Origin of the sequence: Herbaspirillum sp. 1130, assembly GCF_017833835.1 — a bacterium.
Lineage (GTDB): Bacteria > Pseudomonadota > Gammaproteobacteria > Burkholderiales > Burkholderiaceae_D > Herbaspirillum > Herbaspirillum huttiense.
In genome coordinates, this window is the sequence record NZ_JAFICQ010000002.1 from 184853 (window position 1) to 209111 (window position 24259).

27 protein-coding genes and 1 tRNA gene are annotated in these 24259 nt (G+C 62.9%); 20 read left to right on the forward strand and 8 right to left on the reverse strand.

Annotated features, from left to right (window positions below; genetic code table 11):
* Nucleotides 1–145: 145 nt before the first annotated feature.
* The 7 genes from JOD78_RS09600 to JOD78_RS09630 are packed head-to-tail and all read left to right on the forward strand — an operon-like array spanning nucleotide 146 to nucleotide 6911.
* On the forward strand, nucleotides 146–1231 hold the full coding sequence (locus JOD78_RS09600; protein ID WP_121042560.1) for an ABC transporter ATP-binding protein: 1086 nt from the start codon (nucleotides 146–148) through the stop codon (nucleotides 1229–1231).
* The gene (locus JOD78_RS09605) at nucleotides 1228–2145 is read left to right on the forward strand and encodes an ABC transporter permease (RefSeq protein WP_199725086.1); all 918 of its coding nucleotides are present in this window, start codon (nucleotides 1228–1230) and stop codon (nucleotides 2143–2145) included. Before JOD78_RS09600 ends, JOD78_RS09605 begins: the two co-directional genes overlap by 4 nt.
* 3 nt (nucleotides 2146–2148) lie before the next feature.
* Nucleotides 2149–2943 carry an ABC transporter permease gene (locus JOD78_RS09610; protein ID WP_121042562.1) on the forward strand — a complete coding sequence of 265 codons (795 nt, stop codon included), beginning with the start codon at nucleotides 2149–2151 and terminating at the stop codon, nucleotides 2941–2943.
* A complete protein-coding gene (locus JOD78_RS09615; protein ID WP_134135678.1) occupies nucleotides 2940–3254 on the forward strand; it encodes a (2Fe-2S)-binding protein in 315 nt (104 codons plus the stop codon). Before JOD78_RS09610 ends, JOD78_RS09615 begins: the two co-directional genes overlap by 4 nt.
* Nucleotides 3251–4702 (forward strand): NAD(P)/FAD-dependent oxidoreductase, encoded by a 1452-nt coding sequence (locus JOD78_RS09620; RefSeq protein ID WP_134135676.1) that lies wholly within the window; start codon nucleotides 3251–3253, stop codon nucleotides 4700–4702. The genes JOD78_RS09615 and JOD78_RS09620 overlap by 4 nt, the downstream gene beginning before the upstream one ends.
* The gene (locus tag JOD78_RS09625; protein ID WP_209568212.1) at nucleotides 4699–5871 is read left to right on the forward strand and encodes an FAD-binding oxidoreductase; all 1173 of its coding nucleotides are present in this window, start codon (nucleotides 4699–4701) and stop codon (nucleotides 5869–5871) included. Before JOD78_RS09620 ends, JOD78_RS09625 begins: the two co-directional genes overlap by 4 nt.
* Entirely contained in the window at nucleotides 5868–6911 is a 1044-nt protein-coding gene (locus JOD78_RS09630) for an ABC transporter substrate-binding protein (RefSeq protein ID WP_209568209.1), read from the forward strand. Before JOD78_RS09625 ends, JOD78_RS09630 begins: the two co-directional genes overlap by 4 nt.
* Nucleotides 6912–6987: 76 nt before the next feature.
* Here the strand turns inward: JOD78_RS09630 and JOD78_RS27965 are convergent, their stop codons facing one another.
* Nucleotides 6988–7218, reverse strand: a complete 231-nt coding sequence (locus JOD78_RS27965) for a hypothetical protein (protein WP_227022653.1) — start codon at nucleotides 7216–7218, stop codon at nucleotides 6988–6990.
* A 204-nt stretch (nucleotides 7219–7422) separates the two neighbouring features.
* Here JOD78_RS27965 and infA point away from each other — a divergent pair, with 204 nt between their 5' ends.
* Nucleotides 7423–7686 carry a translation initiation factor IF-1 gene (gene infA / locus JOD78_RS09640; protein WP_006713209.1) on the forward strand — a complete coding sequence of 88 codons (264 nt, stop codon included), beginning with the start codon at nucleotides 7423–7425 and terminating at the stop codon, nucleotides 7684–7686.
* Between the two features lie 122 nt (nucleotides 7687–7808).
* Nucleotides 7809–8066 carry a hypothetical protein gene (locus JOD78_RS09645; RefSeq protein WP_121042572.1) on the forward strand — a complete coding sequence of 86 codons (258 nt, stop codon included), beginning with the start codon at nucleotides 7809–7811 and terminating at the stop codon, nucleotides 8064–8066.
* A gap of 254 nt (nucleotides 8067–8320) precedes the next feature.
* Here the strand turns inward: JOD78_RS09645 and JOD78_RS09650 are convergent.
* Together JOD78_RS09650 and ispB are read right to left on the reverse strand one after the other, a co-directional pair.
* Nucleotides 8321–8397: transfer RNA gene (locus JOD78_RS09650), tRNA-Pro, on the reverse strand.
* Nucleotides 8398–8413: 16 nt separating this feature from the next.
* Nucleotides 8414–9364, reverse strand: coding sequence for an octaprenyl diphosphate synthase (ispB, locus tag JOD78_RS09655; RefSeq protein ID WP_186450175.1), 951 nt, complete (start codon nucleotides 9362–9364; stop codon nucleotides 8414–8416).
* 359 nt (nucleotides 9365–9723) lie between these two features.
* On the opposite strand from ispB, the gene rplU reads away from it, so the two are divergent.
* The 4 genes from rplU to proB all read left to right on the forward strand — a co-directional run bounded on the left by rplU (nucleotide 9724) and on the right by proB (nucleotide 12887).
* Nucleotides 9724–10035, forward strand: a complete 312-nt coding sequence (rplU, locus tag JOD78_RS09660) for a 50S ribosomal protein L21 (protein ID WP_006713215.1) — start codon at nucleotides 9724–9726, stop codon at nucleotides 10033–10035.
* Nucleotides 10036–10083: 48 nt separating this feature from the next.
* A complete protein-coding gene (gene rpmA / locus JOD78_RS09665; RefSeq protein ID WP_006713216.1) occupies nucleotides 10084–10341 on the forward strand; it encodes a 50S ribosomal protein L27 in 258 nt (85 codons plus the stop codon).
* Between the two features lie 201 nt (nucleotides 10342–10542).
* Nucleotides 10543–11652, forward strand: coding sequence for an Obg family GTPase CgtA (gene cgtA, locus JOD78_RS09670; protein ID WP_121042573.1), 1110 nt, complete (start codon nucleotides 10543–10545; stop codon nucleotides 11650–11652).
* A gap of 116 nt (nucleotides 11653–11768) precedes the next feature.
* Nucleotides 11769–12887: a glutamate 5-kinase gene (proB, locus tag JOD78_RS09675; RefSeq protein ID WP_121042575.1), complete on the forward strand. Its 1119-nt coding sequence runs from the start codon at nucleotides 11769–11771 to the stop codon at nucleotides 12885–12887.
* A 132-nt stretch (nucleotides 12888–13019) separates the two neighbouring features.
* On the opposite strand, the gene JOD78_RS09680 is transcribed toward proB, so the two are convergent.
* Together JOD78_RS09680 and JOD78_RS09685 are read right to left on the reverse strand one after the other, a co-directional pair.
* Nucleotides 13020–13598: a CNP1-like family protein gene (locus JOD78_RS09680; protein WP_034333967.1), complete on the reverse strand. Its 579-nt coding sequence runs from the start codon at nucleotides 13596–13598 to the stop codon at nucleotides 13020–13022.
* Nucleotides 13599–13603: 5 nt separating this feature from the next.
* Complete coding sequence (locus JOD78_RS09685; protein ID WP_121042577.1) at nucleotides 13604–14194, reverse strand: RNA pyrophosphohydrolase; 591 nt, start codon at nucleotides 14192–14194, stop codon at nucleotides 13604–13606.
* A 226-nt stretch (nucleotides 14195–14420) separates the two neighbouring features.
* Here JOD78_RS09685 and JOD78_RS09690 point away from each other — a divergent pair, with 226 nt between their 5' ends.
* The gene (locus JOD78_RS09690) at nucleotides 14421–16148 is read left to right on the forward strand and encodes a proline--tRNA ligase (protein ID WP_121042579.1); all 1728 of its coding nucleotides are present in this window, start codon (nucleotides 14421–14423) and stop codon (nucleotides 16146–16148) included.
* A 69-nt stretch (nucleotides 16149–16217) separates the two neighbouring features.
* On the opposite strand, the gene JOD78_RS09695 is transcribed toward JOD78_RS09690, so the two are convergent.
* From JOD78_RS09695 to ffh, 3 genes are all read right to left on the reverse strand, one after another.
* Nucleotides 16218–16625: a hypothetical protein gene (locus JOD78_RS09695; RefSeq protein ID WP_134135674.1), complete on the reverse strand. Its 408-nt coding sequence runs from the start codon at nucleotides 16623–16625 to the stop codon at nucleotides 16218–16220.
* Between the two features lie 341 nt (nucleotides 16626–16966).
* Nucleotides 16967–17446, reverse strand: coding sequence for an SWIB/MDM2 domain-containing protein (locus tag JOD78_RS09700; RefSeq protein WP_121042583.1), 480 nt, complete (start codon nucleotides 17444–17446; stop codon nucleotides 16967–16969).
* A gap of 416 nt (nucleotides 17447–17862) precedes the next feature.
* Nucleotides 17863–19233, reverse strand: coding sequence for a signal recognition particle protein (gene ffh / locus JOD78_RS09705; protein WP_039790476.1), 1371 nt, complete (start codon nucleotides 19231–19233; stop codon nucleotides 17863–17865).
* Nucleotides 19234–19577: 344 nt separating this feature from the next.
* Between ffh and JOD78_RS09710 the strand changes: the two genes are divergently transcribed.
* From JOD78_RS09710 to ampD, 6 genes are all read left to right on the forward strand, one after another.
* Nucleotides 19578–20549: an ABC transporter substrate-binding protein gene (locus JOD78_RS09710; RefSeq protein WP_209568207.1), complete on the forward strand. Its 972-nt coding sequence runs from the start codon at nucleotides 19578–19580 to the stop codon at nucleotides 20547–20549.
* Nucleotides 20550–20564: 15 nt separating this feature from the next.
* A complete protein-coding gene (locus JOD78_RS09715) occupies nucleotides 20565–21386 on the forward strand; it encodes an ABC transporter permease (RefSeq protein WP_134135672.1) in 822 nt (273 codons plus the stop codon).
* Between the two features lies 1 nt (nucleotide 21387).
* Nucleotides 21388–22197, forward strand: coding sequence for an ABC transporter ATP-binding protein (locus JOD78_RS09720; RefSeq protein ID WP_034334689.1), 810 nt, complete (start codon nucleotides 21388–21390; stop codon nucleotides 22195–22197).
* Nucleotides 22198–22333: 136 nt separating this feature from the next.
* Nucleotides 22334–23146, forward strand: a complete 813-nt coding sequence (gene ccsA, locus JOD78_RS09725; protein WP_204726176.1) for a cytochrome c biogenesis protein CcsA — start codon at nucleotides 22334–22336, stop codon at nucleotides 23144–23146.
* Nucleotides 23143–23442 carry a PP0621 family protein gene (locus JOD78_RS09730; RefSeq protein WP_209568205.1) on the forward strand — a complete coding sequence of 100 codons (300 nt, stop codon included), beginning with the start codon at nucleotides 23143–23145 and terminating at the stop codon, nucleotides 23440–23442. Before ccsA ends, JOD78_RS09730 begins: the two co-directional genes overlap by 4 nt.
* Nucleotides 23443–23444: 2 nt before the next feature.
* Complete coding sequence (gene ampD, locus JOD78_RS09735) at nucleotides 23445–24068, forward strand: 1,6-anhydro-N-acetylmuramyl-L-alanine amidase AmpD (protein ID WP_209568203.1); 624 nt, start codon at nucleotides 23445–23447, stop codon at nucleotides 24066–24068.
* Nucleotides 24069–24259: the final 191 nt, after the last annotated feature.

The window sequence follows — 24259 nt, forward strand, 5'->3', positions numbered from 1 at the left end:
ATTGCATCAATAACGAAACAGGAGACGCGCCGCTCACATCGCTCCAGCGATGGGGTTGCGTAATTGAAAGTATGCATCGGAGCGCCCGCCGGCCGACAAGCCCGCCAGCCGTGCAGCGCCCGAACCTTGCGACAGGGAGCTTGCAATGTCATTTCTCACGCTGACCAATGTCAGTAAGTTCTATGGCGATACCCAGGCGGTATCGGGGTTCAACCTCACGGTGGAAAAGGGTGAGTTCATCTCCCTGCTCGGTCCTTCGGGCTGCGGCAAGACCACCACCCTGCAGATGATCGCGGGCTTCGAGGCCGTCAGCGGCGGCCGCATCGAACTCGACGGCCGCGACATCACGCATGCCAAGCCCAATACGCGCGGCCTGGGCATCGTGTTCCAGACCTATGCGCTGTTCCCGCACATGACGGTGGAGCAGAACGTGGCCTTCGGGCTGGAGATGCGCAAGTGCGGCGCCGCTGAGAAGCGCGACCGTGTGGCGCAGGCCCTGTCGCTGGTGCATCTGGAAAAACACGGTGCGCGCTATCCGCGCGAACTCTCCGGCGGCCAGCGCCAGCGCGTGGCCCTGGCGCGTGCGCTGGTGATTGCTCCGCCGGTGTTGCTGCTCGATGAACCGCTGTCCAACCTCGACGCCAAGCTGCGCGAAGAGATGCAATTCGAACTGCGCGACATCCAGCGCAAGGTCGGCACCACCACCATCATGGTCACGCACGACCAGAGCGAAGCCATGTCCATCAGTGACCGCGTGGTGGTGATGGAGGCCGGCCACATCACCCAGGTCGGCCGTCCCCTGAACGTGTATGAACATCCGGCCAACCGCTTCATCTCCACCTTCGTGGGCAAGGCCAACCTGCTCGAAGGCCAGGTGGTCGGTGCCGCAGGTGAACGCGCTGACATCGCGGTGGGCGGCATGATGCTGTCGCTGGAAAGCTCCGACACCGGCCTGCGCGGCGGCGGCCGCGTAGTGCTGGGCCTGCGTCCGGAAAAGATCCGCTGTACCGCGCCCGGCCAGGGCCGCTGCAATGGCGAAGTGGTGCGCCGCTTCTTCCTCGGCAGCCAATGGATGTATGAAGTGGAGACCCCGCTGGGCCTGCTCTCGGTCCTCTCGGCCAACGATGGTGCCGAAGCACTGGAGCAGGGCGCTGCCGTCGGCCTGGCATGGAGCGACTACAGCCTGCGCCTGGTCTCTACCGCCCGCAGCGATGAAGGGGTCGCAGCATGAGCGCGGCCGGCACGACTTCCGTGGCACCGCCCGTGGTGAGTGCCGCCGCCAGCGACAAGGCCCCCGGCCAGCGCAGCCTGCCCTGGCTGATGTCGGCCCCGGCCATCCTGCTGTGCACGGTGATGCTGCTGGTGCCGCTGGTGCTGACCTTCGTGCTGTCCTTCAACGCCTATGATGCCGAGACCGGCCCCAAGGCCGGTACCTTCACGCTGGAGCATTACGCAGCGGTGCTGACCGATCCGTATTACTACGGCATCTTCTGGCGCACGCTGTGGATCTCGGGCCTGGTCACGCTCATCTGCATCGTCGTCGGTGCGCCCGAGGCGTACATTCTCAACCGCATGCGCAAGCCCTGGCGCTCCATCATGCTGCTGGTGGTGCTGGCCCCGCTGATGATCTCGGTGGTGGTGCGCGCCTTCGGCTGGAGCATGCTGCTCGGTCCCGAAGGCCTCATCAACGGCACGCTGGTGGCGCTGGGCTTTGCCAAGGTCAAGCTGCTCTATACCGAAACGGCCATCGTCATTGCGCTGGTGCATGTGATGCTGCCCTTCATGGTGATCCCGGTGTGGACCTCGCTGCAGAAGCTCGATGGTGGCGTGGCCAACGCGGCGCTGTCGCTGGGCGCCTCGCCCATCACCGTGCTACGCCGTATCGTGCTGCCGCAGATCATGCCCGGCATTCTCTCGGGCAGCCTGATCGTCTTCGGCCTCTCGGCCAGCTCCTTTGCCATTCCGGGGCTGTTGGGCGGACGCCGCCTGAAGATGATGGCCACCATCATCTATGACGAATACCTGCACGAACTGAACTGGCCCCTGGGCGCAGCCATCGCGCTGCTGCTGCTGGTGGCCAACCTGGTCATCATGCTGGGCTGGAACCGCATGATCGAACGCCGCTACAAGAAAGCGCTGGGCTGAACCATGAACAAGAACGGACCGATTGCATTGTGCTTCAATGCGCTGGTGATCCTCTTCACGCTGGCCCCGATCCTGGTGGTGTGCGTGATTGCCTTCACCCCCGAAAACACCCTGACCATGAACGGGCCTGAATTCTCGCTGCGCTGGTTCAAGGCGGTGTTTGAGTTTCCCGACTTCGTGAGTTCCTTCTGGAACAGCCTTTGGCTGGCGCTGGCAGCGGCCACCATCTCCACCGCCCTGGCCATTCCGGCGGCCATGGCGCTGGTGCGTTATCCGCATCGCTGGTCCGGCGTCTTGCAGGGCCTGTTCCTGTCGCCGCTGATCATTCCGCACCTGGTGCTGGGCGTGGCCCTGCTGCGCCTGTTCTCGGTGGTGGGTGGCGCGGGCAGTTTCGGCTGGCTGGTGCTGGCGCACTCGCTGGTGGTGACGCCCTACACCATGCGCCTGATCATGGCCGCGCTCATCGGCTTCGACCGCAGCGCCGAGCATGCCGCCCTGTCGCTGGGGGCCACGCGCTCCACGGTGTTCCTGCGCATCACGCTGCCGATGATCCTGCCGGGCATCACCGGGGGCTGGCTGCTGGCCTTCATCAACAGCTTTGATGAAGTCACCATGTCCATCTTCGTGACCTCGCCCTCGACGGTGACGCTGCCGGTGCGCATGTACATGTACGCCACCGAATCCATCGATCCGATGATGGCGGCCGTCTCGGCGCTGATGGTGGCCATCACGGCGGTGGCCATGATCATCCTGGACCGGGTCTATGGCCTGGACCGCGTGCTGGTGGGGCGTTCATGAATCACACCTCTGCTCCTGCACAGGCCCAGCTGGTACGGCTGGCCGAACGCAATCGCGCTGCGGTCAGCTTCACGCTGGACGGCCGCCCGGCGACCGCGCTGGAAGGCGACACGGTGCTGACCGCCGTACTGACCAATACCGCGAGCCTGCGCCGCAATGAATTCAGCGGCCAGCCGCGGGCCGGCTTTTGCATGATGGGCGCGTGCCAGGATTGCTGGATCGCCACTGAAAGCGGCGAGCGCCTGCGTGCCTGCTCCACCTTCATCCGTGCCGGCATGCAATTGCGCAGCGGCCAGGAGGAACCCGCATGACGCGCGCAGCTCCCGTCATCGTCGGTGCCGGCCCGGCCGGTGTGCGTGCGGCGCAGACGCTGCTGGCCCATGGCGTGCGGCCCATCGTCATCGATGAAGCCGCGCAGGCCGGCGGCCAGATCTATCGCCAGCCGCCGCGCGGTTTCCTGCGCAGCCGCAAGACGCTCTATGGTTTCGAAGCCAGCCGCGCGCAATCGGTGCACAGCACCTTCCATGCGCTGCGCGAGGCCATCGACTACCGTCCCAACACCCTCGTCTGGAATGCCCAGCCGGGTTTGCTCGACCTGATGGAGGGCAGCGCGCAATCCGCTTCAACGCTGGCCTGGGAAGACATCATCGTGGCCACCGGTGCGACTGATCGCGTGCTGCCTTTCCCCGGCTGGACCACGCCGGGCGTCTATACCCTGGGCGGCTCGCAGGTCGCGCTCAAGTTCCAGGGCTGCGCCATCGGACGCTCGGTGGTGTTGGCCGGCAATGGTCCGCTGCTCTATCTGGTGGCCTACCAGTATGCCAAGGCCGGTGCCCGGGTGGCGGCGGTGCTCGACAGCAGCAGCCTGGCTGACCGCATTGCCGCACTGCCCGCCATGCTGGGCCAGCCGGCCTTGCTGGCCAAGGGCATCTACTACCTTGCCTGGCTCAAGCTGCATGGCGTGCCGGTGCATTCGCACGCGCGGGTGCTGCGCGTGGAAGGCGATGCGCGGGTGCAGGCGCTGGTCTGGCGTCGCGAGAACCTGGCAAGTGCGAGTGGCAAGCCGGGTACTGAGCAGCGCATTGAATGCGATGCCGTCGGTTTCGGCTATGCACTGCGTTCTGAAACGCAATTGGCTGATCTGCTGGGTTGCCGCTTCCAGTTCGACAGCCTGCAGCGCGCGCACCTGCCGGTGCGCGACAAGAGCACCCGCAGCAGCGTGCCGGGCGTCTATCTCGCCGGTGACGGTGCCGGCATCATGGGGGCCGATGCCGCCGAGCTGGCCGGTGAACGCGCTGCGCTGGCCTTGCTGCAGGATCGCGGCATCGCCGTCGATGCGGCCCGGGTGACGCAGATCGAAGCGGAGCTGGTGCGCATCGGTGCTTTCCGACTCGGACTGGAGCGCGCCTTCCCCTTCCCCGAACGCTGGGCGGCCACCGCGCCGGACGATCTGGTGATCTGCCGCTGCGAGAACATCCGCGCCGGTGAATTGCGCGCGGCCGTGCGCGAGAAAGGCGCAGCGGAAATGAACCGGCTCAAGGCCCTCACCCGCGTTGGCATGGGCCGTTGCCAGGGCCGCATGTGTGGTGCCGCGGCCGCCGAAATTCTGTCGCATGCCGCTGGCCTGCCGGTGCAGGAAGTCGGTCGTCTGCGCGGCCAGGCACCGATCAAGCCGATTCCATTGGGCATGCATGTGCCGGCCCCCGAGCCGGTCTCTGCGCGCGTGATCGCGCTGCATGCGCAGGAGGATGCCTCATGAAGAGCCTCCATACCGAAGTCCTCATCATCGGCGGCGGCATCGTCGGCAGCTCGGCTGCACTGGTGCTGGCCAAGGCCGGACGCCGCGTGACCATCCTGGAACGCGACCTGTGCGGTGCGCGTTCCAGCGGCATCAACTACGGTGGCGTGCGCCGCCAGGGCCGGCCCGAAGTGCAGCTGCCGCTGTCGCAACGCGCGCATCAGATCTGGGGCGATCTGCAGTCCCTGATCGGCACCACCGGCGAATACGAACGCAGCGGCCACTTCAAGCTGGCCCGCAGCGAGGCCGACATGCAATCGCTGATCGCCTATGCCGAACTGAGCCGGCCCTACGGCCTGGGGATCGAACTCATCAGCGGCGAACGCCTGCGCCAGCAATGTCCCTGGCTGGGCGGCGCGGCGGTCGGCGGCTCGCTGTGTCCGGAAGATGGCCAGGCCAATCCGCGCCTGGTCTCGCCGGCCTTTGCGCGTGCGGCCGAAGCGGCGGGCGCGACCGTGATCGAGCGTTGCGAAGTCATGCAGGTGGGTCACGATGGCCGCGACTTCGTGGCCGAAGCGCGGCAGGGTGGCGAACCCTTGGAAGTGCGTGCGGAAGTGCTCATCAATTGCGCCGGTGCCTGGGCCAATCGCGTGGCGCAGTCCTTTGGCGAGGCCGTCCCCCTGACCAGCGGCCACCCCAGCATGGTGGTGACTGAACCGATTCCCCACTTCCTGCCTTGGAGCCTGGGCGTGGAAGGGGGCTCCATCTACTGCCGCCAGGTGGCGCGCGGCAACGTGGTGCTGGGCGGCGGCCGCGGCTACGAGCAGGATGAACTGCGCGCCCGCGCTTCGCATGATTCCATTCTCGGGCTGCTGCCGCAGGCGGCGGCCTTGCTGCCGGCGCTGCGCCACGTCCACATCATCCGCAGCTGGAGCGGCGTGGAAGGCTACCTGCCGGACCAGCATCCGGTGATCGGCCCCAGCACCACGCAAATGGGCCTGCTGCATGGCTTTGGTTTCTGCGGTGCCGGATTCCAGATCGGGCCGGCTGCCGGTGAGGCGCTGGCCGAGCTGGTGCTGCATGGCCGCAGCACCATCGCGCTGGATGCTTTCTCGATTGGCCGCTTCCTGCCGCCACGTTCCGACGCTGTCGACCTGTTGTCCTCCCACCCTGAAAGGAAGATCTCATGATGTCGCTCTCCCGCACCGCTGCCCTCGGACTGTTGCTGGCCGCCACCGCCGCTCAAGTGCAGGCGCAGACCCGCACGCTGTATGTCGGCATGAATGGCGGCAACATGGAGAAGACCTTCGCGCAGGCGGTGTTCGGTCCCTTCGAGCAGAAGTACAACGTCAAGATTGCCGTGGTGCCCGGCGGCTCGGCCGACATCCTGGCCAAGGCCCAGGCCGCCAAGGACAAGCCGCAGATGCATCTGATGTTCCTGGACGATGGCGTGATGTATCGTGCCGTCGGCATGGGCCTGTGCGAGAAGCAGAAGCCCAATCCCAACCTGGCCAACCTGCTGCCGGTGGCGCACATCAAGGATGACCTGGCCACGGGCGTGACCATCAGCGTTACCGGCCTGGCCTACAACACCAAGGTCTATGCCGAGAAGGGCTGGGCACCGCCGACCTCGTGGCTCGACCTGGCCGATCCCAAGCTCAAGGGGCGCGTGGTGTTCCAGTCGCTGCCTTCGTCCACCTTCGGGCTGCATGCCTTCCTCGCCTTCAACCAGCTCAAGGGCGGCACGGATGCCAACGTCGATCCCGGCTTCAAGGCCTGGCCCTCGACCATCGGGCCCAATGTGCTGGAGTACATCTCCAATTCGGCCAAGATTTCCGAGATGGCACAGACCGGCGAAGCGGCCCTGTTCCCTTACACGCCCACGCAATCGACGCTCTTGAAGAGCAAGGGCGTGCCGGTGGAATACGTGCAGCCCAAGGAAGGCGCCATCGTGCTGATGGTGGCGCAGTGCGTGATCGCCAACAACACCGAGCCGCAGCTGGCGCAGGAGCTGGCGGCCTATCTGCTCTCACCGCAGGCGCAAGCGCTGGCGCTGGAAAACGGCAACTACAACCCGACCAATACCAAGGTCCAGGTCAGCGGCACGGCCGCGGCCGAGCAGGCGCGCATGAATGGCTTCGTCAAGGCCGCGCGCGCGGTGGACTGGGATGAGATCAACAAGAACCGCGCCGTGTGGAATACGCGCTGGAGCCGCACCATTGAGAGATGAGATCGGCAGCTCGTCGGCCTGAAACGCAGGAATGCGTAAATGATTTATCTGATTTGGCAGAACCTCTGGTAGTTTTTTACGCCACCTGCGCGGTGGCGTTTTTTTTTTGCGCTGATGGCGCGTGATCCCCATTTTTGTTTATCTGTGGCATCGATAAATCGATGTCGATTGTGCAATGGCGCAGATAAACCACAGCAGACCGTCCCGAGGCGCGCAGTGGCGGGTAGGGCAAAAATCGCGTATAATGCATGGATCGCTCAAGAACCGAGCGGAAATCCTGATCCCCACGCGCCTTGTCGTACAGCATCTTGCAATCCGCGTGATTCGCATCTTCATCCGCTTCCCCGAGTAAAGAAACTGCGCTGCCGGTCTCGCCGCCAGCGGGTTCACCTGTCCTCCGACCTTAACGCTCCCGGCCTCCCCATGGCGTGGCCAGTCGTCAAAGCCAGAGATTGCAAATCCCCGAGCCCTTCCTCCGTGAGGTCGCGTGCTCACGCACAAGAAAGAGAAAATGGCAAAAGAAGAACTGATCGAAATGCAAGGACAAGTCTCCGAAGTCCTCCCCGACTCGCGTTTCCGCGTGGCGCTGGACAACGGCCATTCGCTGATCGCCTATACGGCCGGTCGCATGAAGAAGAATTTCATCAAGATTCTGGCGGGCGACAAGGTTACGCTGGAACTGTCTCCCTACGACCTGAACAAGGGTCGCATCATCTTCCGTCACCTGGAACAGCGCGGCCCCAGCGGCCCCCGTCCGGGTTTCCGTCGCCGCTGAGATCGCGCGGCGCATCCCTCCCACGCCCAATGGCGTGATGCGCCGCCTGATGCCTTCCGGCCCGCCTGTCCTTCACGACGGTATGCGCCCTCCTATGATCGGTTTTGCGAAAGAAAAAAAATATGCAAGCTCTGGTCACTCATCAGGAGCAGTACAAGGGCTTTCACATTTCACTGCGCTGTCAGGGCGAGGGTGGCTTGTGGGAGGTTGCTGAAGTTCATATCGCCGACAGCGGCGGGCTGGCGCCGCCCCTGTTTCCACGTCGCCAGCTGCCTGGCCGGTTTGATAGCGCGGTATTGGCCGTGGAGCGCGGCATGGGTTGGGCGAGGGCGGTGATCGACAATCTGGATCCGGCGCTGGATGGGGATTGGGGCAACTGAGTGGCGCCACCGCGTCTACAAGGCCCCGGTCTGGCAGGAGATGGAACCTGAATGAAGTTTTCGGAAATGCCCCGCCAGGAATCTGGCTGAGCGGGCAGGTCCGCAAGGCCGATGTGAATGAAAAGGCGGAATGCGCGACATCGCGGATTCCGCCTTTTTGTTGGGTGGTGCCCGGCAATGGGCAATGGAATCCGGAAATAAAAAAGCCCAGCATCGCTGCTGGGCTTTTTTGTCCTTGATCTACAAGGTAATTCTGGTCGGGGTGAGAGGATTCGAACCTCCGGCCTCTACGTCCCGAACGTAGCGCTCTACCAGGCTAAGCTACACCCCGTCGAGTGAGATCTAAGTCAGTGATTTCGATCTACTGCGAAAGCCGATAATTCTAACAGGGATTTTTTGAATTGGCTATCGGGAAGTGAAATAATTGCATCCGCAGCCCGCCGCGCAGCAATCTCCGCCTGTTCGCGGGTATAGGCCAGGGCGCCGGAGTGAGTGATGGCCGACAGCACTTCGTCGAAATGCTGTTCGTCGCCGTTCTCGATGCAGGTGCGCACCAGTTCGCGCTGCTGCGGCGTGCCGTGCTGCATCAGCCAGATCAGCGGCAGCGTGGGCTTGCCTTCGCGCAGGTCGTCGCCGACGTTCTTGCCGATCTCGGCACTGTTGCCGGAATAATCCAGTACGTCGTCGATCAGCTGGAAGGCGGTGCCGATGGAGCGGCCATATTCGCCGGCGGCTTCGATGCCGGCTTCGTCGGCACCGGCAATCAGGGCGCCGATCTGGCTGGCGGCCTCGAACAGCTTGGCGGTCTTGGAACGGATCACCTGCAGGTAGCCGGCTTCGTCCACATCCGGATTGTGCATGTTGAGCAGCTGCAGCACCTCGCCCTCGGCGATGACGTTGGTGGCATCAGCCACGATTTCCATCACGCGCGGGTTGCCCACCGCCACCATCATCTGGAAGGCGCGCGAATAAAGGAAGTCGCCTACCAGCACCGAGGCCGCATTGCCGAACATGGCATTGGCAGTCTGCTTGCCACGGCGCAACGAGGATTCGTCGACCACGTCGTCATGCAGCAGGGTGGCGGTATGAATGAATTCGATCACGGCCGCCAGCGAGTGGTGATGCTCGCCCTTGTAGCCGAAGGCATTGGCGATGAGCACGACCAGCACCGGGCGCAGGCGCTTGCCGCCCGCACTGATGATGTATTCGGCGACCTGGTTGACCAGCGGCACCTCCGAGTACAGCTGCCGGCGGATGACTGCGTTGACCGCCTCCATGTCGGCGACGATCGGATGCATGATGGTTTGTTGCGAAGCGTTTTGTACGGCGGCAGACAAGGCGGAACCTGTGGAAAATGGTTATTCCCCGGATTATACGATGACAAGGCAGGGGCACGCCAAAGAGCCTGAGCCCGCATAGTAAAGGTTTTTCATTGTTGGAATGAAAACCTGGCGGAGGATTCGGGTTGTCTGTCAGGCAAGTCCTCTTCCATTGTCCTGCCGGAAACTGTGTTGTACAGAGGTCGGGCAAAGTGTCAAGGCTTTTGACCGTGGGGCTAAGTGCCTGTATAATTTGCGGTTTTCCTGTTTCGCCATGGGTTTTTGACGGGCGCGGCAAGGGAAAAATCGTTCTTATTCATTCATTCGTGAGGTTTCACATGTACGCGGTCATAAAAACCGGCGGCAAACAATACAAAGTTGCTGCTGGCGAAAAACTCAAAGTAGAACAGATACCGGCTGACATTGGCTCCGAAATCACTTTGGATCAAGTGCTCGCAGTGGGCGCAGGCGAAACCGTGAAGTTCGGTGCGCCGCTGGTCGCAGGTGCTACGGTGCTGGCTACTGTGGTAGCACAAGGTCGCCATGACAAGGTCCGCATCTTCAAGATGCGTCGTCGCAAGCACTACCAAAAGCGTCAAGGCCATCGTCAGAACTACACCGAACTGCAAATCGTCTCCATCAACGCCTGAGCGTTGACCCGAACGAACTGCTCATCCAAAGTCATCAAGGAGTTTTAAATGGCACACAAAAAAGGCGGCGGCACTACGCGCAACGGCCGTGACTCAGAATCGAAACGCCTGGGCGTCAAGGTTTATGGCGGCCAAGTGATCAACGCTGGCGGCATCATCGTCCGTCAACGCGGCACCCGCGTCCACGCTGGCGAAAACGTCGGCGTCGGCAAGGACCACACCCTGTTCGCCCTGAAGGACGGCAAGGTCAAGTTCGTTGTCAAGGGCCTGCAACAGCGTCAATACGCTACCGTCGTTACGGCGTAAGCGTTCCTGTCATCCGGGTTCGCCCGGAAACCAGGCATAAAAAAGGCTCTGCCGATGGTGGAGCCTTTTTGATTTTTGAAGAGCCGTCAACAAAGCGCCGAGCCCAGGCTTCCGTCGGAAGCGCCGGGGTGGGTCCTGACCAGGACCGAGGTGCATCGACGTTTTGTTAGCGGCTCCCATGTCCCATGAGGCGTCCAAATCATGAAATTCATCGACGAAGCACGTATTGAAGTCGTGGCGGGGGATGGCGGCAACGGTGTCGCCAGCTTCTGCCGCGAGAAATTCCGCCCCTTCGGCGGTCCCGACGGCGGCGACGGCGGCAAGGGCGGCACCATCTGGGCCGTGGCCGACCGTAACGTCAACACCCTGATCGACTATCGCTACGCCAAGCTGCACCGCGCCGGTCGCGGCGAAAACGGCCGCGGCTCGGACTGCTACGGCAAGGGTGCCGATGATGTCTACCTGCGCATGCCGGTGGGCACGCTCATCGTCGACATCAACACCGGCGAACACATCGCCGACCTGACCTTCCACGGCCAGACCGTGATGCTGGCCAAGGGCGGCGAAGGCGGCTGGGGCAACATCCACTTCAAGACCTCCACCAACCGCGCCCCGCGTCAGAAGACCGAAGGCAAGGAAGGCGAGCGCCGCGAGCTGCGCCTGGAACTGAAGGTGCTGGCCGACGTGGGCCTGTTGGGCATGCCCAATGCGGGCAAGTCGACCTTCATCACGGCCGTCTCCAACGCGCGTCCGAAGATCGCCGACTACCCCTTCACCACCCTGCACCCCAACCTGGGTGTGGTGCGCGTGAGCCACGAGAAGAGCTTCGTGATCGCCGACATCCCCGGCCTGATCGAAGGTGCGGCCGATGGCGCCGGTCTGGGCGTGCAGTTCCTGCGCCACCTGCAGCGCACCGGTCTGCTGCTGCACATCGTCGACCTGGCCCCCTTCAATGAGGAAGTCGATCCGGTCAAGGAAGCCAAGGCCATCGTGCAGGAACTGAAGAAGTACGACCAGTCCCTGTTCGACAAGCCGCGCTGGCTGGTCCTGAACAAGCTGGACGTGGTGCCCGAGGCCGAACGCGCCAAGCGCGTGAAGGATTTCGTCAAGCGCTTCGGCTGGAAGGGCCCGGTCTTCGAGATCTCGGCGCTCAACCGTGACGGCTGCGAAGAGCTCATCAACGACATCTACAAGTATCTGGAAACCAAGCGCGCCGAAGAGCACCGCGCCGAAGAAACCCAGATGACCGAGGAAGCCCGCGCCATCTCCAGCATCGATCCGGACGATCCGCGCTTCAAGGTCCTGGACTGATTCACCCCGGCGCAGCCCTGATCCTTCTTGGGGCTGCGCGCGGGGGCGGTTCGGGCTATCATCTCTGCCTGTCGGATTTTCCGACCGCCTCCAGAAGAATCAGAACCCGGAACACTATGCAATCGGTCATTCAACGCGCCAAGCGACTCATCATCAAGGTTGGCTCTTCCCTGGTCACCAATGATGGCAAGGGCCTGGACGCCAACGCCATCGCCCGCTGGGCGGAACAGATCGCGCAATTGCGTGCGCTCGGCAAGGAAGTGGTGCTGGTCAGCTCCGGCGCGGTGGCCGAGGGCATGCAGCGCCTGGGCTTCGACAAGCGCCCGACCGGCATCCATCACCTGCAGGCCTGCGCGGCCGTGGGCCAGATGGGCCTGGCACAGATCTACGAAACCAGTTTCCGCAAGCACGACCTGCACACCGCACAGGTGCTGCTGACCCACGCCGACCTGGCCGACCGCGAACGCTACCTCAATGCCCGCTCCACCCTGTTCGCCCTGCTGCAACTGGGCGTGGTGCCGGTCATCAACGAGAACGACACGGTGGTCACCGATGAAATCAAGTTCGGCGACAACGACACCCTCGGCGCCCTGGTAGCCAACCTGATCGAAGCCGAAGCGCTCATCATCCTCACCGACCAGCCGGGCCTGTTCACCGCCGATCCGCGCAAGGATCCGGCGGCCACCCTCATTTCCGAAGCGCGTGCCGGCGACCCGTCGCTGGAGCTCATCGCAGGCGGCACCGGCACCGGCATCGGCCGCGGCGGCATGCTGACCAAGATCCTGGCCGCCAAGCGCGCCGCCACCTCCGGCGCACATACGGTGATCGCCTGGGGCCGTGAGGAACAGGTCCTCACACGCCTGGCTGCAGGTGAAGCCATCGGTACCCAGCTCAATGCCGAGACCGCGCAACTGACCGCGCGCAAGCAATGGATGGCCGATCACCTCAAGACCGCCGGCCGTGTGGTGCTCGATGCCGGCGCAGTGCAGAAGCTGAGCCTGGAAGGCAAGTCGCTGCTGCCTATCGGCGTGGTGGAAGTCTCGGGCGAGTTCGGCCGGGGCGACGTGATTACCTGCGTGGACGAGAGCGGCCGCGCCATCGCGCGTGGCATGAGCAACTACAACAGCTCGGATGCGCGGCGCATCATCCGTCATCCCTCCTCGGAGATCCAGGCCATCCTGGGATTCGTCGAGGAGCCGGAGCTGGTGCATCGGGATAACCTGGTGCTGCTGTGAGGATGATGCATCACATTGCATTCTGGAAATGATTTATACGATTTATACGATATAAATAATTTCATGTGGACAATAAAAAAAACGCGGCCAAGGCCGCGTTTTTTATTGTGTGCTTCGAGCCAGCCGCCGGGATCAGCGACGCACCGGATCAATACGCGTCTGCGTCTTGAGGCGATTGACGATGCTCTTGACGTTCTCATTGTCGGCAATGATCTTGCCTTCGCAGAAATAATCCTTGAACAGCGCGCCATCGATGCGATTGACGCCGATATCGCGGATCGGCTGCCACTTGTCGCGGCGCGAGCGCGACCATTTGCCATCGGGATGGCCGAAGGCGTAGGTCTTCTTTTCCCAGGTCTCGCAGCGCATGCCTTCGTACATCACGTTGACCGCACCGCCTTCGGTCTTGGTGACCACGGTGTAGCGCACCACCTTGTCAGTGCCGATCGAAACGGAATTGGTATCGATGTAGGCCTTCATGGTGGCATTCGGGCTGAGATAGAACTCGGCCAGGTTCTGCTCTTGCGGCGTCGGCGGCAACTGCACGGCGATTTCCTGCCAGGGCTTTTCCTCGTCGTCGAATTCTTCATCGAAGCTCTGCGCCAGTGCGCCGGCGCAGGCCGCCAGCAGCGAGCAGGCCAGCACCGCGCGGCGCAGGCCGCGCACGGTGAACAGGGAACGTGGGGGTTCAGGTTGCTGGAAAGAGGGCATGGAACTCACTTGGTTTCCGGCGTGTTCGCGCCGTTGCAGGGCTGGGCTTGTGCGGCCTGGCCGGGATTCTTGTGGGGATGCGCAATGCGCCCGGCTTGCTCGGCACGGCGCGGGCCGTGGCCCGGACGACTCAGGAAGCGCGACAATTCCTGCAGCGCCTGCTGATAGACCTCGCGTTTGAACTCGATGACCACATCCAGCGGCACCCAGTAGTCATGCCAGCGCCAGGCATCGAATTCCGGATGCGAGGTGCCGCGCAGGTTGACGTCGCAATCGCGCCCGACCATGCGCAGCAGGAACCAGATCTGCTTCTGGCCGCGGTAATGGCCGCGCACTTCGCGCTTGATGAAATGATCGGGGACTTCGTAGCGCAGCCAGTCACGGGTGCGGCCGATGATCTTGACGTGCTCGGCACGCAGGCCGATCTCTTCTTCCAGTTCCCGGAACATCGCCTGTTCGGGGGTCTCGCCGTGCTTGATGCCGCCTTGCGGGAATTGCCAGGAGTGCTCGCGTACGCGCTTGCCCCACCACACCTCGTTATTGGCGTTGAGCAGGATGATGCCGACGTTCGGGCGGAAGCCTTCTCGATCCAGCATGGTGATCCTCAAACTTTCTGCGGCTGGAAGTCCCTTTCAGGCAGGCTCATGCGACTGCGGGCGCACGCGGCAAAGCCGGTACGCCAGGCGGTCAGGAGCAATCACATCGATGCACGGATGTCATTGAAACTAGGAGCAAATCTGCAAAGAAAGGGCGCATCAGCCAGCTAATCCTTTAAAATTGGAACGATTATAACCCTCCTCTTTTTAAAAAGAACCGACCGTCATGCGCGCCTCACGTTTTTTTATTTCCACCCTGAAAGAAGCCCCGTCCGACGCTGAAATCGTGAGCCACAAGCTGATGATGCGTGCTGGCATGATCAAGCGTCTGGGAGCTGGCATCTACACCTACATGCCCATGGGTCTGCGCGTGATTCGCAAGGTCGAAGCCATCGTGCGCGAGGAAATGAATCGCGCCGGCGCCGTCGAGCTGTTGATGCCGGTGGTGCAGCCGGCCGAGCTGTGGCAGGAAACCGGCCGGTGGAACAAGATGGGTGCCGAGCTCATGCGCGTGAAGGATCGCCATGGCCGCGACTTCGCCATCCAGCCGACCTCCGAAGAAGTGGTCACCGATGTGGCCCGTACTGAACTGCGCAGCTACAAGCAATTGCCGGTCAACTTCTATCACATCCAGACCAAGTTCCGCGACGAGCGCCGTCCGCGTTTCGGCCTCATGCGCGGCCGCGAATTCACGATGAAGGATGCCTACTCCTTCGACCGCGATGTCGATGGCCTGAAGAAGTCCTACCAGGCCATGTATGACGCCTACGTGCGCATCTTCACCCGCTTCGGCCTGGAGTTCCGTGCCGTCGCCGCCGACAACGGTGCCATCGGCGGTTCCGGCTCGCACGAATTCCACGTCATCGCCGCCACCGGTGAGGACGCACTGGTCTATTGCCCCACCTCCGATTACGCCGCCAACATGGAAGCGGCCGAAGCGCTGCCCGTGGACAGCAGCCGTGGTGCCGCCACCCAGGCGCTGGAAAAGACCGCCACGCCCGGCAAGTCCAAGTGCGAAGCCGTGGCTGAATTGCTGGGCCTGCCGCTGGCACGCACCGTCAAATCCATCGTGCTGGCAGTGGACAACGAAGATCCGGCCAAGAAGGAAATCTGGCTGCTGCTGCTGCGCGGCGACCATGAACTCAACGAAGTGAAGGCCAGCAAGATTCCGGGCCTGTCCACCTACCGCTTCGCCAACGAAGCCGAGATCGTTGAATGGTTCGGCACGCCCCCGGGCTACCTGGGACCGATCGGCACCAAGAAGCCGGTCAAGGTCGTGGCCGACCGCACGGTGGCCAACATGGCCGATTTCGTCTGTGGTGCCAATGAAGCCGATTTCCACTACACCGGTGCCAACTGGGGCCGTGACCTGCCCGAGCCGCTGGTGGCCGATATCCGCAATGTCGTTGAAGGCGATGCCTCGCCGGACGGCCGTGGCGTGCTGGCGATCCAGCGCGGCATCGAAGTGGGACACGTGTTCCAGCTGGGCACCACCTATTCCGAAGCGATGAAGGCGACTTACCTGGATGAGTCCGGCAAGCCGCAACCGCTGGTGATGGGCTGCTACGGCATCGGCGTGACCCGTATCCTGGGCGCGGCCATCGAACAGAATTTCGACGACCGCGGCATCATCTGGCCGACCTCGATTGCGCCTTTCGAAGTGGTGCTCTGCCCCATGGGCTATGACCGCAGCGAAGCCGTCAAGACCGAAATCGACAAGCTGTACGCGCAACTGACCGAGGCGGGTGTGGATGTGGTACTGGATGATCGTGGCGAGCGTCCGGGCGCGATGTTCGCCGACTGGGAACTGATCGGCGTGCCGCATCGCATCGTGGTCGGTGACCGTGGCCTCAAGGATGGCAACATCGAATACCAGGGTCGCCGCGATGCAGAAGCCACCCAAGTACCGCTGGCCGAGGCGCTGGCCTTCATCCAGGGCAAGCTGGCTGCCTGATCTTTCCACAGGCTGCAATGACGAAGGCGGGCGCCATGGCGTCCGCCTTCGTTTTTGGGGAGAGCGAAATTACTTGGCCGGGACGATGGTCACGGTCTCGCGCAGGATGCCGCCCGAGGCGACGCTGCCATCGCTGTTGCCCTGGCCGTTGACGCGCTTCTCGCAATCGATGCGATCCGATTGCGGCAGGCCTTCACAGCGGCGCAGGGCGTTTTCCTTCAGTTGCGCCGCGCCCGGATCGGTCAGCGTGCCGCGCGCAGCGGCTTGCTGGGCAGCACCGGCTTCACGCAGGCAGGTAGCGCGGTCTTCCGTGGAGGCGCCGCTCTTGCAGGCGGCGATCTGCTGCTGGTATTCCGAATGGCCGGCCTTGCCCGCAGCGAACACGTGCGAGGCACCGCCCAGGGCGGCCAGGCCGATCACGAGGGCGCTGGCCGAACGCAGCAGTTGGTGACGCAGGGTGGCGGTTTGGTTTGGCATGGTCATTTCCTTTCTCTTGGTCATGAGCGTCCAGGCTCATCAGTGGATGGCACAGGGATAGACCCGGTTTCCGGTTTTCGGTTCTTTTATTCAGTTCTGCCGGAGGCGATGTGAGCTGGAAAGCTGAAACCGGCCTTTGCGGCCAGTGCCACACCCTGCAGAACCGCCATGGTAGGCGGTGACAGGCCTGCTCGCCATCAGAGAAGTGCTGCATGCGGCGTCAGACAAGAGGAAAACCGGCCGGCAAGGCCACGCCCCCTGAAACATCCGGAAACAAAAACGCCCGCATGACATCTGCGGGCGTTTTTGTTTGCAAGTCGCTTGCAAACCGCGGGCGTCGATCAGCTCAGGTGAGCCGAGATCAGCTTGGTCATTTCAAACATCGTGACTTGCTTCTTGCCACCGAAGATTGCCTTGAGCTTGTCATCGGCATCGATGTTGCGCTTGTTTTCGGCGTTCTGCAGCTTGTGCTTCTTGATGTATTCCCAGACTTTCTTGGTCACTTCAGTGCGTGGCAGCGGCTTGGCGCCCACCACCTCGCCCAGGGCTGCCGACGGTGTCAGCGGCTTCATGAAGGCGGCATTGGGAGTACGTTTTGCTGCGGGTTTGGCGGCGGGTTTTGCTGCGGCTTTCTTGGGAGCGGCTGCCTTGGGAGCGGCCTTCGGTGCGGCTTTCGGCGCTGCCTTGGCCGCAGGCTTGGCAGCTGCCTTGGGAGCGGCGGCTTTGGCGGCCGGTTTGGCGGCTGCCTTGGCGGCGGGTTTGGCTGCGGGTTTTGCTGCTGGCTTCTTTACTGCGGCTGCTGCTTTTTTTGCTGTGGCCATCGGAAAGACTCCTCACAAGAATGAGATGAATGCGTCATTTACGCACCGCTAATAGTGGTGCTCTTTGCACGGCCACGCAAGTATTTTTTAGTGGATTTTCCCGTGAAAGCGCCAGGAAACAACGAGCCGCCCCGATCCGCCGTCAAGCCGCGCCGGTAAAGGGATCGCGGCGGATCGCGGAAGTCCCGGAAAGGGCCGCATCGGCGATATCGGAGGGGAAGGAAAAGCGATGAAAGAAGGGCATGTTTTCGTGCGCATGACGCGTACAGAAAACGTATCCGGAGAGACCGGATAGGGGCTCGAAAACGGAGGGGAAAAGCGGAGGAGGGGAGTTTTTCCGGCGCCAGAAGAGACCGCCGGAGGTCGTGTGGAAGGGCCGCAAAGCCTTTTCCAGAAAGACTTTGCGGCCGATGCCGTCAGCGCATGCCGCCCGGCAGCATGCCCTTCATGCCACGCATCATCTTCATCATGCCGCCGCCCTTGAGCTTCTTCATCATCGATTGCATCTGCTCGAACTGCGACAGCATGCGGTTGACTTCCTGCACCTGCACGCCGGCACCGGCGGCGATGCGGCGCTTGCGGGTGGCCTTGATCAGTTCCGGCTTGGCGCGTTCCTGCGGGGTCATGGAGTTGATGATGCCTTCCATGCGGCGCACCTGCTTCTCGGCCTGGTCCATGTTGGCGTTGCCGGCGGCGGCCTGCATCTGGGCCGGCAGCTTGTCCAGCAGGCTGGTGAGGCCGCCCATCTTCTTCATCTGCGACAGCTGGGCCTTGAAGTCATTGAGGTCGAACTTGCCGCCGCCCTTGATCTTGTGCGCCAGGTCCTGCGCGGCTTCCATGTCCACGCCCTTGCGTGCCTCTTCCACCAGCGCCAGGATGTCGCCCATGCCGAGGATGCGGTTGGCCATGCGCGAGGGATCGAAGGCTTCCAGGCCGTCGAGCTTTTCGGCCACACCGGCGAACTTGATGGGCTTGCCGGTGATGTGGCGCACCGACAGCGCAGCACCGCCGCGCGAGTCGCCGTCCAGCTTGGTGAGCACCACGCCGGTCAGCGGCAGGGCGTCGTTGAAGGCCTTGGCGGTGTTGATGGCGTCCTGGCCCAGCATGGCGTCGACCACGAACAGGGTTTCGATGGGCTTGATGGCGGCGTGCACGGCACGGATTTCATCCATCATGGCCTGGTCGATGCCCAGACGGCCGGCGGTGTCGACGATCAGCACTTCGTGGTGATGCTTCTTGGCGTAGTCCAGCGCGGCCAGGGCGATGTCGACCGGCTTGTCGGTCGGCTGGCTGGGGAAGAAGTCGGCGCCGGCCTGGCCGGTCACGGTCTGCAGCTGGCCGATGGCGGCCGGGCGGTAGACGTCGGCGGAGACGGTCAGGACCTTTTTCTTCTTGTTCTCGCGCAGGTACTTGGCGAGCTTGCCGACGGTGGTGGTTTTACCGGCACCCTGCAGGCCGGCCATCAGGATGATGGCCGGCGGCTGGGTCGCAAAGTTCAGTTGCGAGGCTTCGGCACCGAGGTCGGCACCCATCAGGCTGGCCAGCTCGCGCTGGACCACGCCGACCAGGGCCTGGCCGGGGGTGAGCGAGCCGATGACCTCTTCGCCCATGGCTTTTTCCTTCACCTTGGCGATGAACTCGCGCACGGCGGGCAGGGCCACGTCGGCCTCCAGCAGGGCCAGGCGCACTTCGCGCAGCATCTCGGCGGTATTGGACTCGGTCAGTCGCGCCTCGCCGCGCATGGTTTTGACGACTTTGGCGAGGCGTTGGGTCAGGTTGTCTAGCATGGTGATATCTGCAAATGAATGGGGGCGGAAAGGCCGCAGGGCCGCTGGCCGGGACTACGACGCACCGGGAGTGCGCAGGCGGGGCGGCGGGCAATCCTGCATTCTAACCGATCAGCCCCGCTGCGCCCCTGCCGGCGCTTGCGGCGCAGATGGGGGCGCTACGTAAAATTAACAGCTTGTACGGCTTGCGCTCTTTGTGTATACATGGGCGCTGAATTTCCAAGCGCACAGAATAATCAAGGCCCCTGCCACGCAGCACGGGCCAACGCCATCGAGACTGCCGGCCTGCACGACTGCCGCCGGCGCGCCGTATCAACAACGATACACACAAGAGGAGAGTGGAAATGCAAAAGCAAAAAACAAAACAATGGATCGCGCTGGCCCTGCTGGCCACTGCCGGTTTCTCGGCCACCAGCCACGCGGCAGACGACGTCATCCGCCTGGGCAACCTGAAGTTCGCCCACTATGGCGCGGTGTCCTACATCAAGGAGATCGCCCCCAAGTGTGGCATCAAGGTCGACGAAAAAGTCTTCGCCAAGGGCCCGGATGTGATGCAGGGCATCCTGGCCGGTGAGCTCGATGTGGGCACGACCGCCTCCGAGGCCGCCATTTCGGGCCGGGCCAACGGTGCGCCGATCTATGTGGTGGCCGGTTTCGCCAAGGGCGGCGCACGCCTGGTGGCGGGCAAGGACTCCGGTATCAAGTCGGTCAAGGACCTCAAGGGCAAGAAGGTGGGCGTCACCCGGGGCGGCATCCATGAAGTGCTGCTGGATGCCGAATTGGGCCAGAACGGCCTGACGGCCAAGGATGTCACCATCGTCTATCTGGCCTTCGCCGACCTGAACCAGGCCCTGCTGGGCAAGAACATCAACGCCATGATGCAGAGCGAGCCGCAATCCTCGCAGGCCATCAACAAGGGCTTCGGCGTGGAAGTGATGAAACCGTATGACACACCGATCGGCGAGCCCTATCGCACCATGGTGATGACCGAGAAGTTCTACACCGAGAAGCGTCCGCTGGCCGAGAAGTTCATGCGCTGCTTCCTGGAGGCGACCAAGACCTTCATCGACAAGCCGGAAGTGGCCGAAAAGTACGTGCGTGAAGTGATCTTCAAGAACCAGATCACCAAGGAAGACTTCTACGACGCCATCGGCAACTCGCCCTACGCCTACGACATCACGGCCGAGCACATCCAGGTCACCACCGACACCATGGCCAAGTACGGTACCGGCAAGATGGCCAAGCCGCCGGTGGCCAAGGATTGGGTGAAGACCGATCTGCTGGAGCAGGCCAAGAAGAGCATGAACCTGAAGTAAGACGGGGGAATCTCGATGGGAAAGAACAACAAGGGCAGCTTCCTGCAGGGGCTGCTGGTGCCGATCGTCGTGATCGCGCTGTGGGAGGGCGCGTCCCGGGCTGGCTGGATCAATCCGCAGATCCTGCCTTCGCCCTGGGCGGTCCTGAAGAAATGGGTGGAATACGCCACCCCGCTCAAGCCCTATGAGCCCGAGGCCGGCAGTTGGCTGGCCTGGGCCTTTTCGGGCGAACTGATCATGGATGCCATCGGCAGCCTGTACCGGGTGGTGGCAGGCTTCCTGATCGGTGCCGGGCTGGCCCTGCCGCTGGGCTTGCTGATGGGCTCCAGCCAGCGCATCTATGGGCTCATGAATCTGACGGTGCAGGTGATCCGTCCGATTCCGCCGATTGCCTACATCCCGTTGGCCATCCTCTGGTTCGGGCTGGGCAATCCGCCGGCGCTGTTCCTGATCTCGCTGGGGGCGTTCTTCCCGGTGCTGATGAATACCATCGCCGGGGTACGCCAGGTCGACAGCATCTACCTGCGCGCGGCCCGCAATCTGGGGGCGAGCCAGTCCACGCTGTTCCTGCGGGTGATGCTGCCGGCGGCGGTGCCTTACATCCTCTCGGGCGTGCGCATCGGCATCGGGACTGCCTTCATCGTGGTGATCGTGGCCGAGATGATTGCGGTGAGCAATGGCCTGGGCTTCCGCATCATGGAGGCACGTGAATATTTCTGGTCGGACAAGATCATCGCCGGCATGATCACCATCGGCCTCCTGGGCCTGGCGATCGACCTGGGCATGAGCCGCCTCAACAATTACATGCTGCGCTGGCATCGCGGGCTGGAGAACTGAGATGAACCAGACAAATGCTTCTCCGCGCATTCGTATACAGAATGTGCACAAGGTCTTCAAGACCGATGACCGCGAGGTCGTGGCCCTCAAGGACATCCATTTCGATATCCCGGACGGCCAGTTCGTCTGCCTGCTGGGCCCTTCCGGCTGCGGCAAGTCCACGCTCCTGAACGCCATCGCCGGGTTTGCCCTGCCATCGTCCGGCCAGATCCTCACCGGCGACAAGGTGGTCACCGAGCCGGGACCGGATCGCGGCATGGTGTTCCAGGAATACGCGCTCTTCCCCTGGATGACGGTGGAACAGAACGTGGCCTTCGGACTGGAGATCAAGGGAACGCCCAAGGCCGAGATCCACCAGCGCGTCACGCAATTGCTGGACAAGCTGGGTCTGATCGACTTCCGCACCCGCTTCCCCAAGGATCTCTCGGGCGGCATGCGCCAGCGGGTGGCCATCGCCCGGGTGCTGGCGCTGGATTCGCCCATCATGCTCATGGACGAGCCCTTCGGTGCCCTCGATGCGCTGACCCGCCGCAACCTGCAGGATGAGCTGCTGCGCATCTGGGACGAGTTCAGGAAGACCATCGTCTTCGTCACCCACAGCATCGAGGAGGCCATCTACCTGGCTGACCGCATCGTGGTCATGACCTACCGCCCGGGCACGGTCAAGCGCGACATGCTGGTGAACCTGCCGCGCCTGCGCGATCCGGCGGACCCCGAGTTCAATGCCTTGAAACGCGAACTGGGCCAGCTGGTGATGGAAGAGCAGCAGCGCCATCACAATGCGGAGATGAAGGCGGCGGCGGTCGACTGACGTGGCTGCAGCTCTCTATAGTGATGTGCCCGACACGGCAGGCAAGCCCTGCCGTGTCGCATTTGGCGGGCCCGATTCGCGCGCCGGCTGACCGGGCGCAAGCGGGCCGGGGGCCGAGATAGTGTAAACTCGGGTGATGCAAACTTATTTTTTCATCCTGGCTGCGCTGCTCTATCTGGGCTGCGCCTTCATGCCTTCGGAGCGGCGCGTGCCGATTTCGGCGGGCATCGTGGCCGGCTGGATGCTGCATGGCGGGGCGCTGCTGTCGGACATGTTCGCGCCCGACGCGTTGCGGGTGGGCTTTGCGGTCATGCTGTCGTCCACGCTGTGGATCTCGGTGGCGGCCTACTGGCTGGAAAATCGCAATTTCTCGCTCGACAGCATGCGCGTGCTGGTCTTGCCGGTGGCAGCTGTAGCGGTGGTGCTGCCCAGCGCCTTCCCCGGCAACATGGTGGCGCTGGCCGGCAAGTCCGACTGGTTCCTGGCGCACATCGCCATCTCCATCCTGGCCTACAGCACGCTCACCATCGCCGCCTTCCATGCGGTGCTGATGGTGCTGCAGGAGTCGCGCCTGCATACCCGGCCCGGTCCGGCTGCCCAGTCGGGCTGGTTCGGGCTGGCGCTGGATCGACTGCCGGCGCTGCTGACCATGGAAAAACTGCTGTTCCGCCTGATCGCCTTCGGCTTCACCTTGCTGACGCTGACGGTGCTATCGGGTGTCGTCTTCTCCGAGCAGTTGTTCGGGACACCATTCAAGTGGGACCACAAGACGGTCTTCACCATGCTGTCCTGGCTGCTGTTCGGCCTGCTCCTGGCCGGCCGTCGCTGGCAGGGATGGCGGGGGCGGACCGCGCTGAGCTTCACGCTGGCCGGGTTCGCCATCCTTTTATTGGCTTATGTGGGCAGCCGGTTCGTTCTTGAAGTCGTGCTGCATCGGGTTCTGACATGAAATATCTGATTTGGCTGGTGGTCCTGCTGGCCGTGGTGGTGTGGTTCCAGCGCGCCAAGAAATCCATGCTGGCCGGCAGCGACCGTGCCGCCGACGGCAACTCTGCCGCCGGTGAGCCCGAGCCCGGCATGCCGCGGCCCAAGCCCTCGCGCTTTCGCCGCCGTGGCGACAGCAATGTCGAGACCATGGTGCAGTGCGCCCATTGCGGCATCCACTTCCCGTCCTCCGAGGCGGTGGTTCACGCCTCCGGCGCGCACTACTGCTGCGAAGAGCATCGCCGCCTGGCTTCCTTCTGAGCATGGACGCTGTCTTCTCTGACCCCGGCGCCTGGATCATCGATGGCGACGGCTGGTGCGATCACGCCCGCCGCGAACCCTCGCCCAATTGCGACGAACGTCCCGAAGGCGTGGCTGCCGAGCTGCTGGTGATCCACAACATCAGCCTGCCGCCCGGTGAATTCGGCGGCCCCCATATCGCAGACCTGTTCTGCAACCGGCTCGACTTTGACGCGCATCCCTATTTCGACCAGTTGCGTCCCCTGCGCGTCTCCGCCCACTTCCTGATCCGCCGTGATGGCGAAGTGGTGCAGTTCGTCCCGGCCCATCGCCGCGCCTGGCATGCGGGCGTGTCCAGCTTCGAGGGGCGCGAGCGCTGCAATGATTTTTCCATCGGCATCGAGCTGGAAGGGACCGACTTTGAACCCTTCACCGAAGCCCAATATGAGACGTTGGTGCAGCTCTCCCAGGCCCTGGTAACGCGCTACGGATTGACCGCCGTGGCTGGCCACGAACACATCGCGCCGGTGCGCAAGACCGACCCCGGACCCTTCTTCGACTGGGACGGCTATCACAACAAAATGGTGAAAATCGTTAACGCGGCGCAATTGCGCTTCCCCGTTGGCCTTCACAAAAGTCAAGCTTGAGCAGCAGAAAAATTCTCTAAATAGCGGTTGCATCCGCCCGGACCCGCTACTAGAATTAGTCCCATTCGATGTTTTGATACTAGATGTAGTGTTCAGTTGAACTTGTTGTTGGTATCGGGTCTTCATCCACGGTGGGCCCGTTTCAGGCAGTGCTTCAGAAGGTGCAAGACCCGCGAGGCAGTAACCAAGTA

Coding starts and splice junctions, on each gene's coding strand:
- JOD78_RS09610 (WP_121042562.1), top strand. CDS start 2,149: ATGAACAAGAACGGACCGATTGCATTGTGCTTCAATGCGCTGGTGATC.
- JOD78_RS09615 (WP_134135678.1), top strand. CDS start 2,940: ATGAATCACACCTCTGCTCCTGCACAGGCCCAGCTGGTACGGCTGGCC.
- JOD78_RS09720 (WP_034334689.1), top strand. CDS start 21,388: ATGAACCAGACAAATGCTTCTCCGCGCATTCGTATACAGAATGTGCAC.
- JOD78_RS09600 (WP_121042560.1), top strand. CDS start 146: ATGTCATTTCTCACGCTGACCAATGTCAGTAAGTTCTATGGCGATACC.
- rplU (WP_006713215.1), top strand. CDS start 9,724: ATGTACGCGGTCATAAAAACCGGCGGCAAACAATACAAAGTTGCTGCT.
- ffh (WP_039790476.1), bottom strand. CDS start 19,233: ATGCTAGACAACCTGACCCAACGCCTCGCCAAAGTCGTCAAAACCATG.
- JOD78_RS09625 (WP_209568212.1), top strand. CDS start 4,699: ATGAAGAGCCTCCATACCGAAGTCCTCATCATCGGCGGCGGCATCGTC.
- cgtA (WP_121042573.1), top strand. CDS start 10,543: ATGAAATTCATCGACGAAGCACGTATTGAAGTCGTGGCGGGGGATGGC.
- JOD78_RS09715 (WP_134135672.1), top strand. CDS start 20,565: ATGGGAAAGAACAACAAGGGCAGCTTCCTGCAGGGGCTGCTGGTGCCG.
- JOD78_RS09685 (WP_121042577.1), bottom strand. CDS start 14,194: ATGCTGGATCGAGAAGGCTTCCGCCCGAACGTCGGCATCATCCTGCTC.
- JOD78_RS09645 (WP_121042572.1), top strand. CDS start 7,809: ATGCAAGCTCTGGTCACTCATCAGGAGCAGTACAAGGGCTTTCACATT.
- JOD78_RS27965 (WP_227022653.1), bottom strand. CDS start 7,218: ATGCTGTACGACAAGGCGCGTGGGGATCAGGATTTCCGCTCGGTTCTT.
- rpmA (WP_006713216.1), top strand. CDS start 10,084: ATGGCACACAAAAAAGGCGGCGGCACTACGCGCAACGGCCGTGACTCA.
- JOD78_RS09700 (WP_121042583.1), bottom strand. CDS start 17,446: ATGGCCACAGCAAAAAAAGCAGCAGCCGCAGTAAAGAAGCCAGCAGCA.
- ispB (WP_186450175.1), bottom strand. CDS start 9,364: ATGCATCCGATCGTCGCCGACATGGAGGCGGTCAACGCAGTCATCCGC.
- JOD78_RS09680 (WP_034333967.1), bottom strand. CDS start 13,598: ATGCCCTCTTTCCAGCAACCTGAACCCCCACGTTCCCTGTTCACCGTG.
- ccsA (WP_204726176.1), top strand. CDS start 22,334: ATGCAAACTTATTTTTTCATCCTGGCTGCGCTGCTCTATCTGGGCTGC.
- ampD (WP_209568203.1), top strand. CDS start 23,445: ATGGACGCTGTCTTCTCTGACCCCGGCGCCTGGATCATCGATGGCGAC.
- JOD78_RS09690 (WP_121042579.1), top strand. CDS start 14,421: ATGCGCGCCTCACGTTTTTTTATTTCCACCCTGAAAGAAGCCCCGTCC.
- JOD78_RS09605 (WP_199725086.1), top strand. CDS start 1,228: ATGAGCGCGGCCGGCACGACTTCCGTGGCACCGCCCGTGGTGAGTGCC.
- JOD78_RS09695 (WP_134135674.1), bottom strand. CDS start 16,625: ATGCCAAACCAAACCGCCACCCTGCGTCACCAACTGCTGCGTTCGGCC.
- infA (WP_006713209.1), top strand. CDS start 7,423: ATGGCAAAAGAAGAACTGATCGAAATGCAAGGACAAGTCTCCGAAGTC.
- JOD78_RS09630 (WP_209568209.1), top strand. CDS start 5,868: ATGATGTCGCTCTCCCGCACCGCTGCCCTCGGACTGTTGCTGGCCGCC.
- proB (WP_121042575.1), top strand. CDS start 11,769: ATGCAATCGGTCATTCAACGCGCCAAGCGACTCATCATCAAGGTTGGC.
- JOD78_RS09730 (WP_209568205.1), top strand. CDS start 23,143: ATGAAATATCTGATTTGGCTGGTGGTCCTGCTGGCCGTGGTGGTGTGG.
- JOD78_RS09710 (WP_209568207.1), top strand. CDS start 19,578: ATGCAAAAGCAAAAAACAAAACAATGGATCGCGCTGGCCCTGCTGGCC.
- JOD78_RS09620 (WP_134135676.1), top strand. CDS start 3,251: ATGACGCGCGCAGCTCCCGTCATCGTCGGTGCCGGCCCGGCCGGTGTG.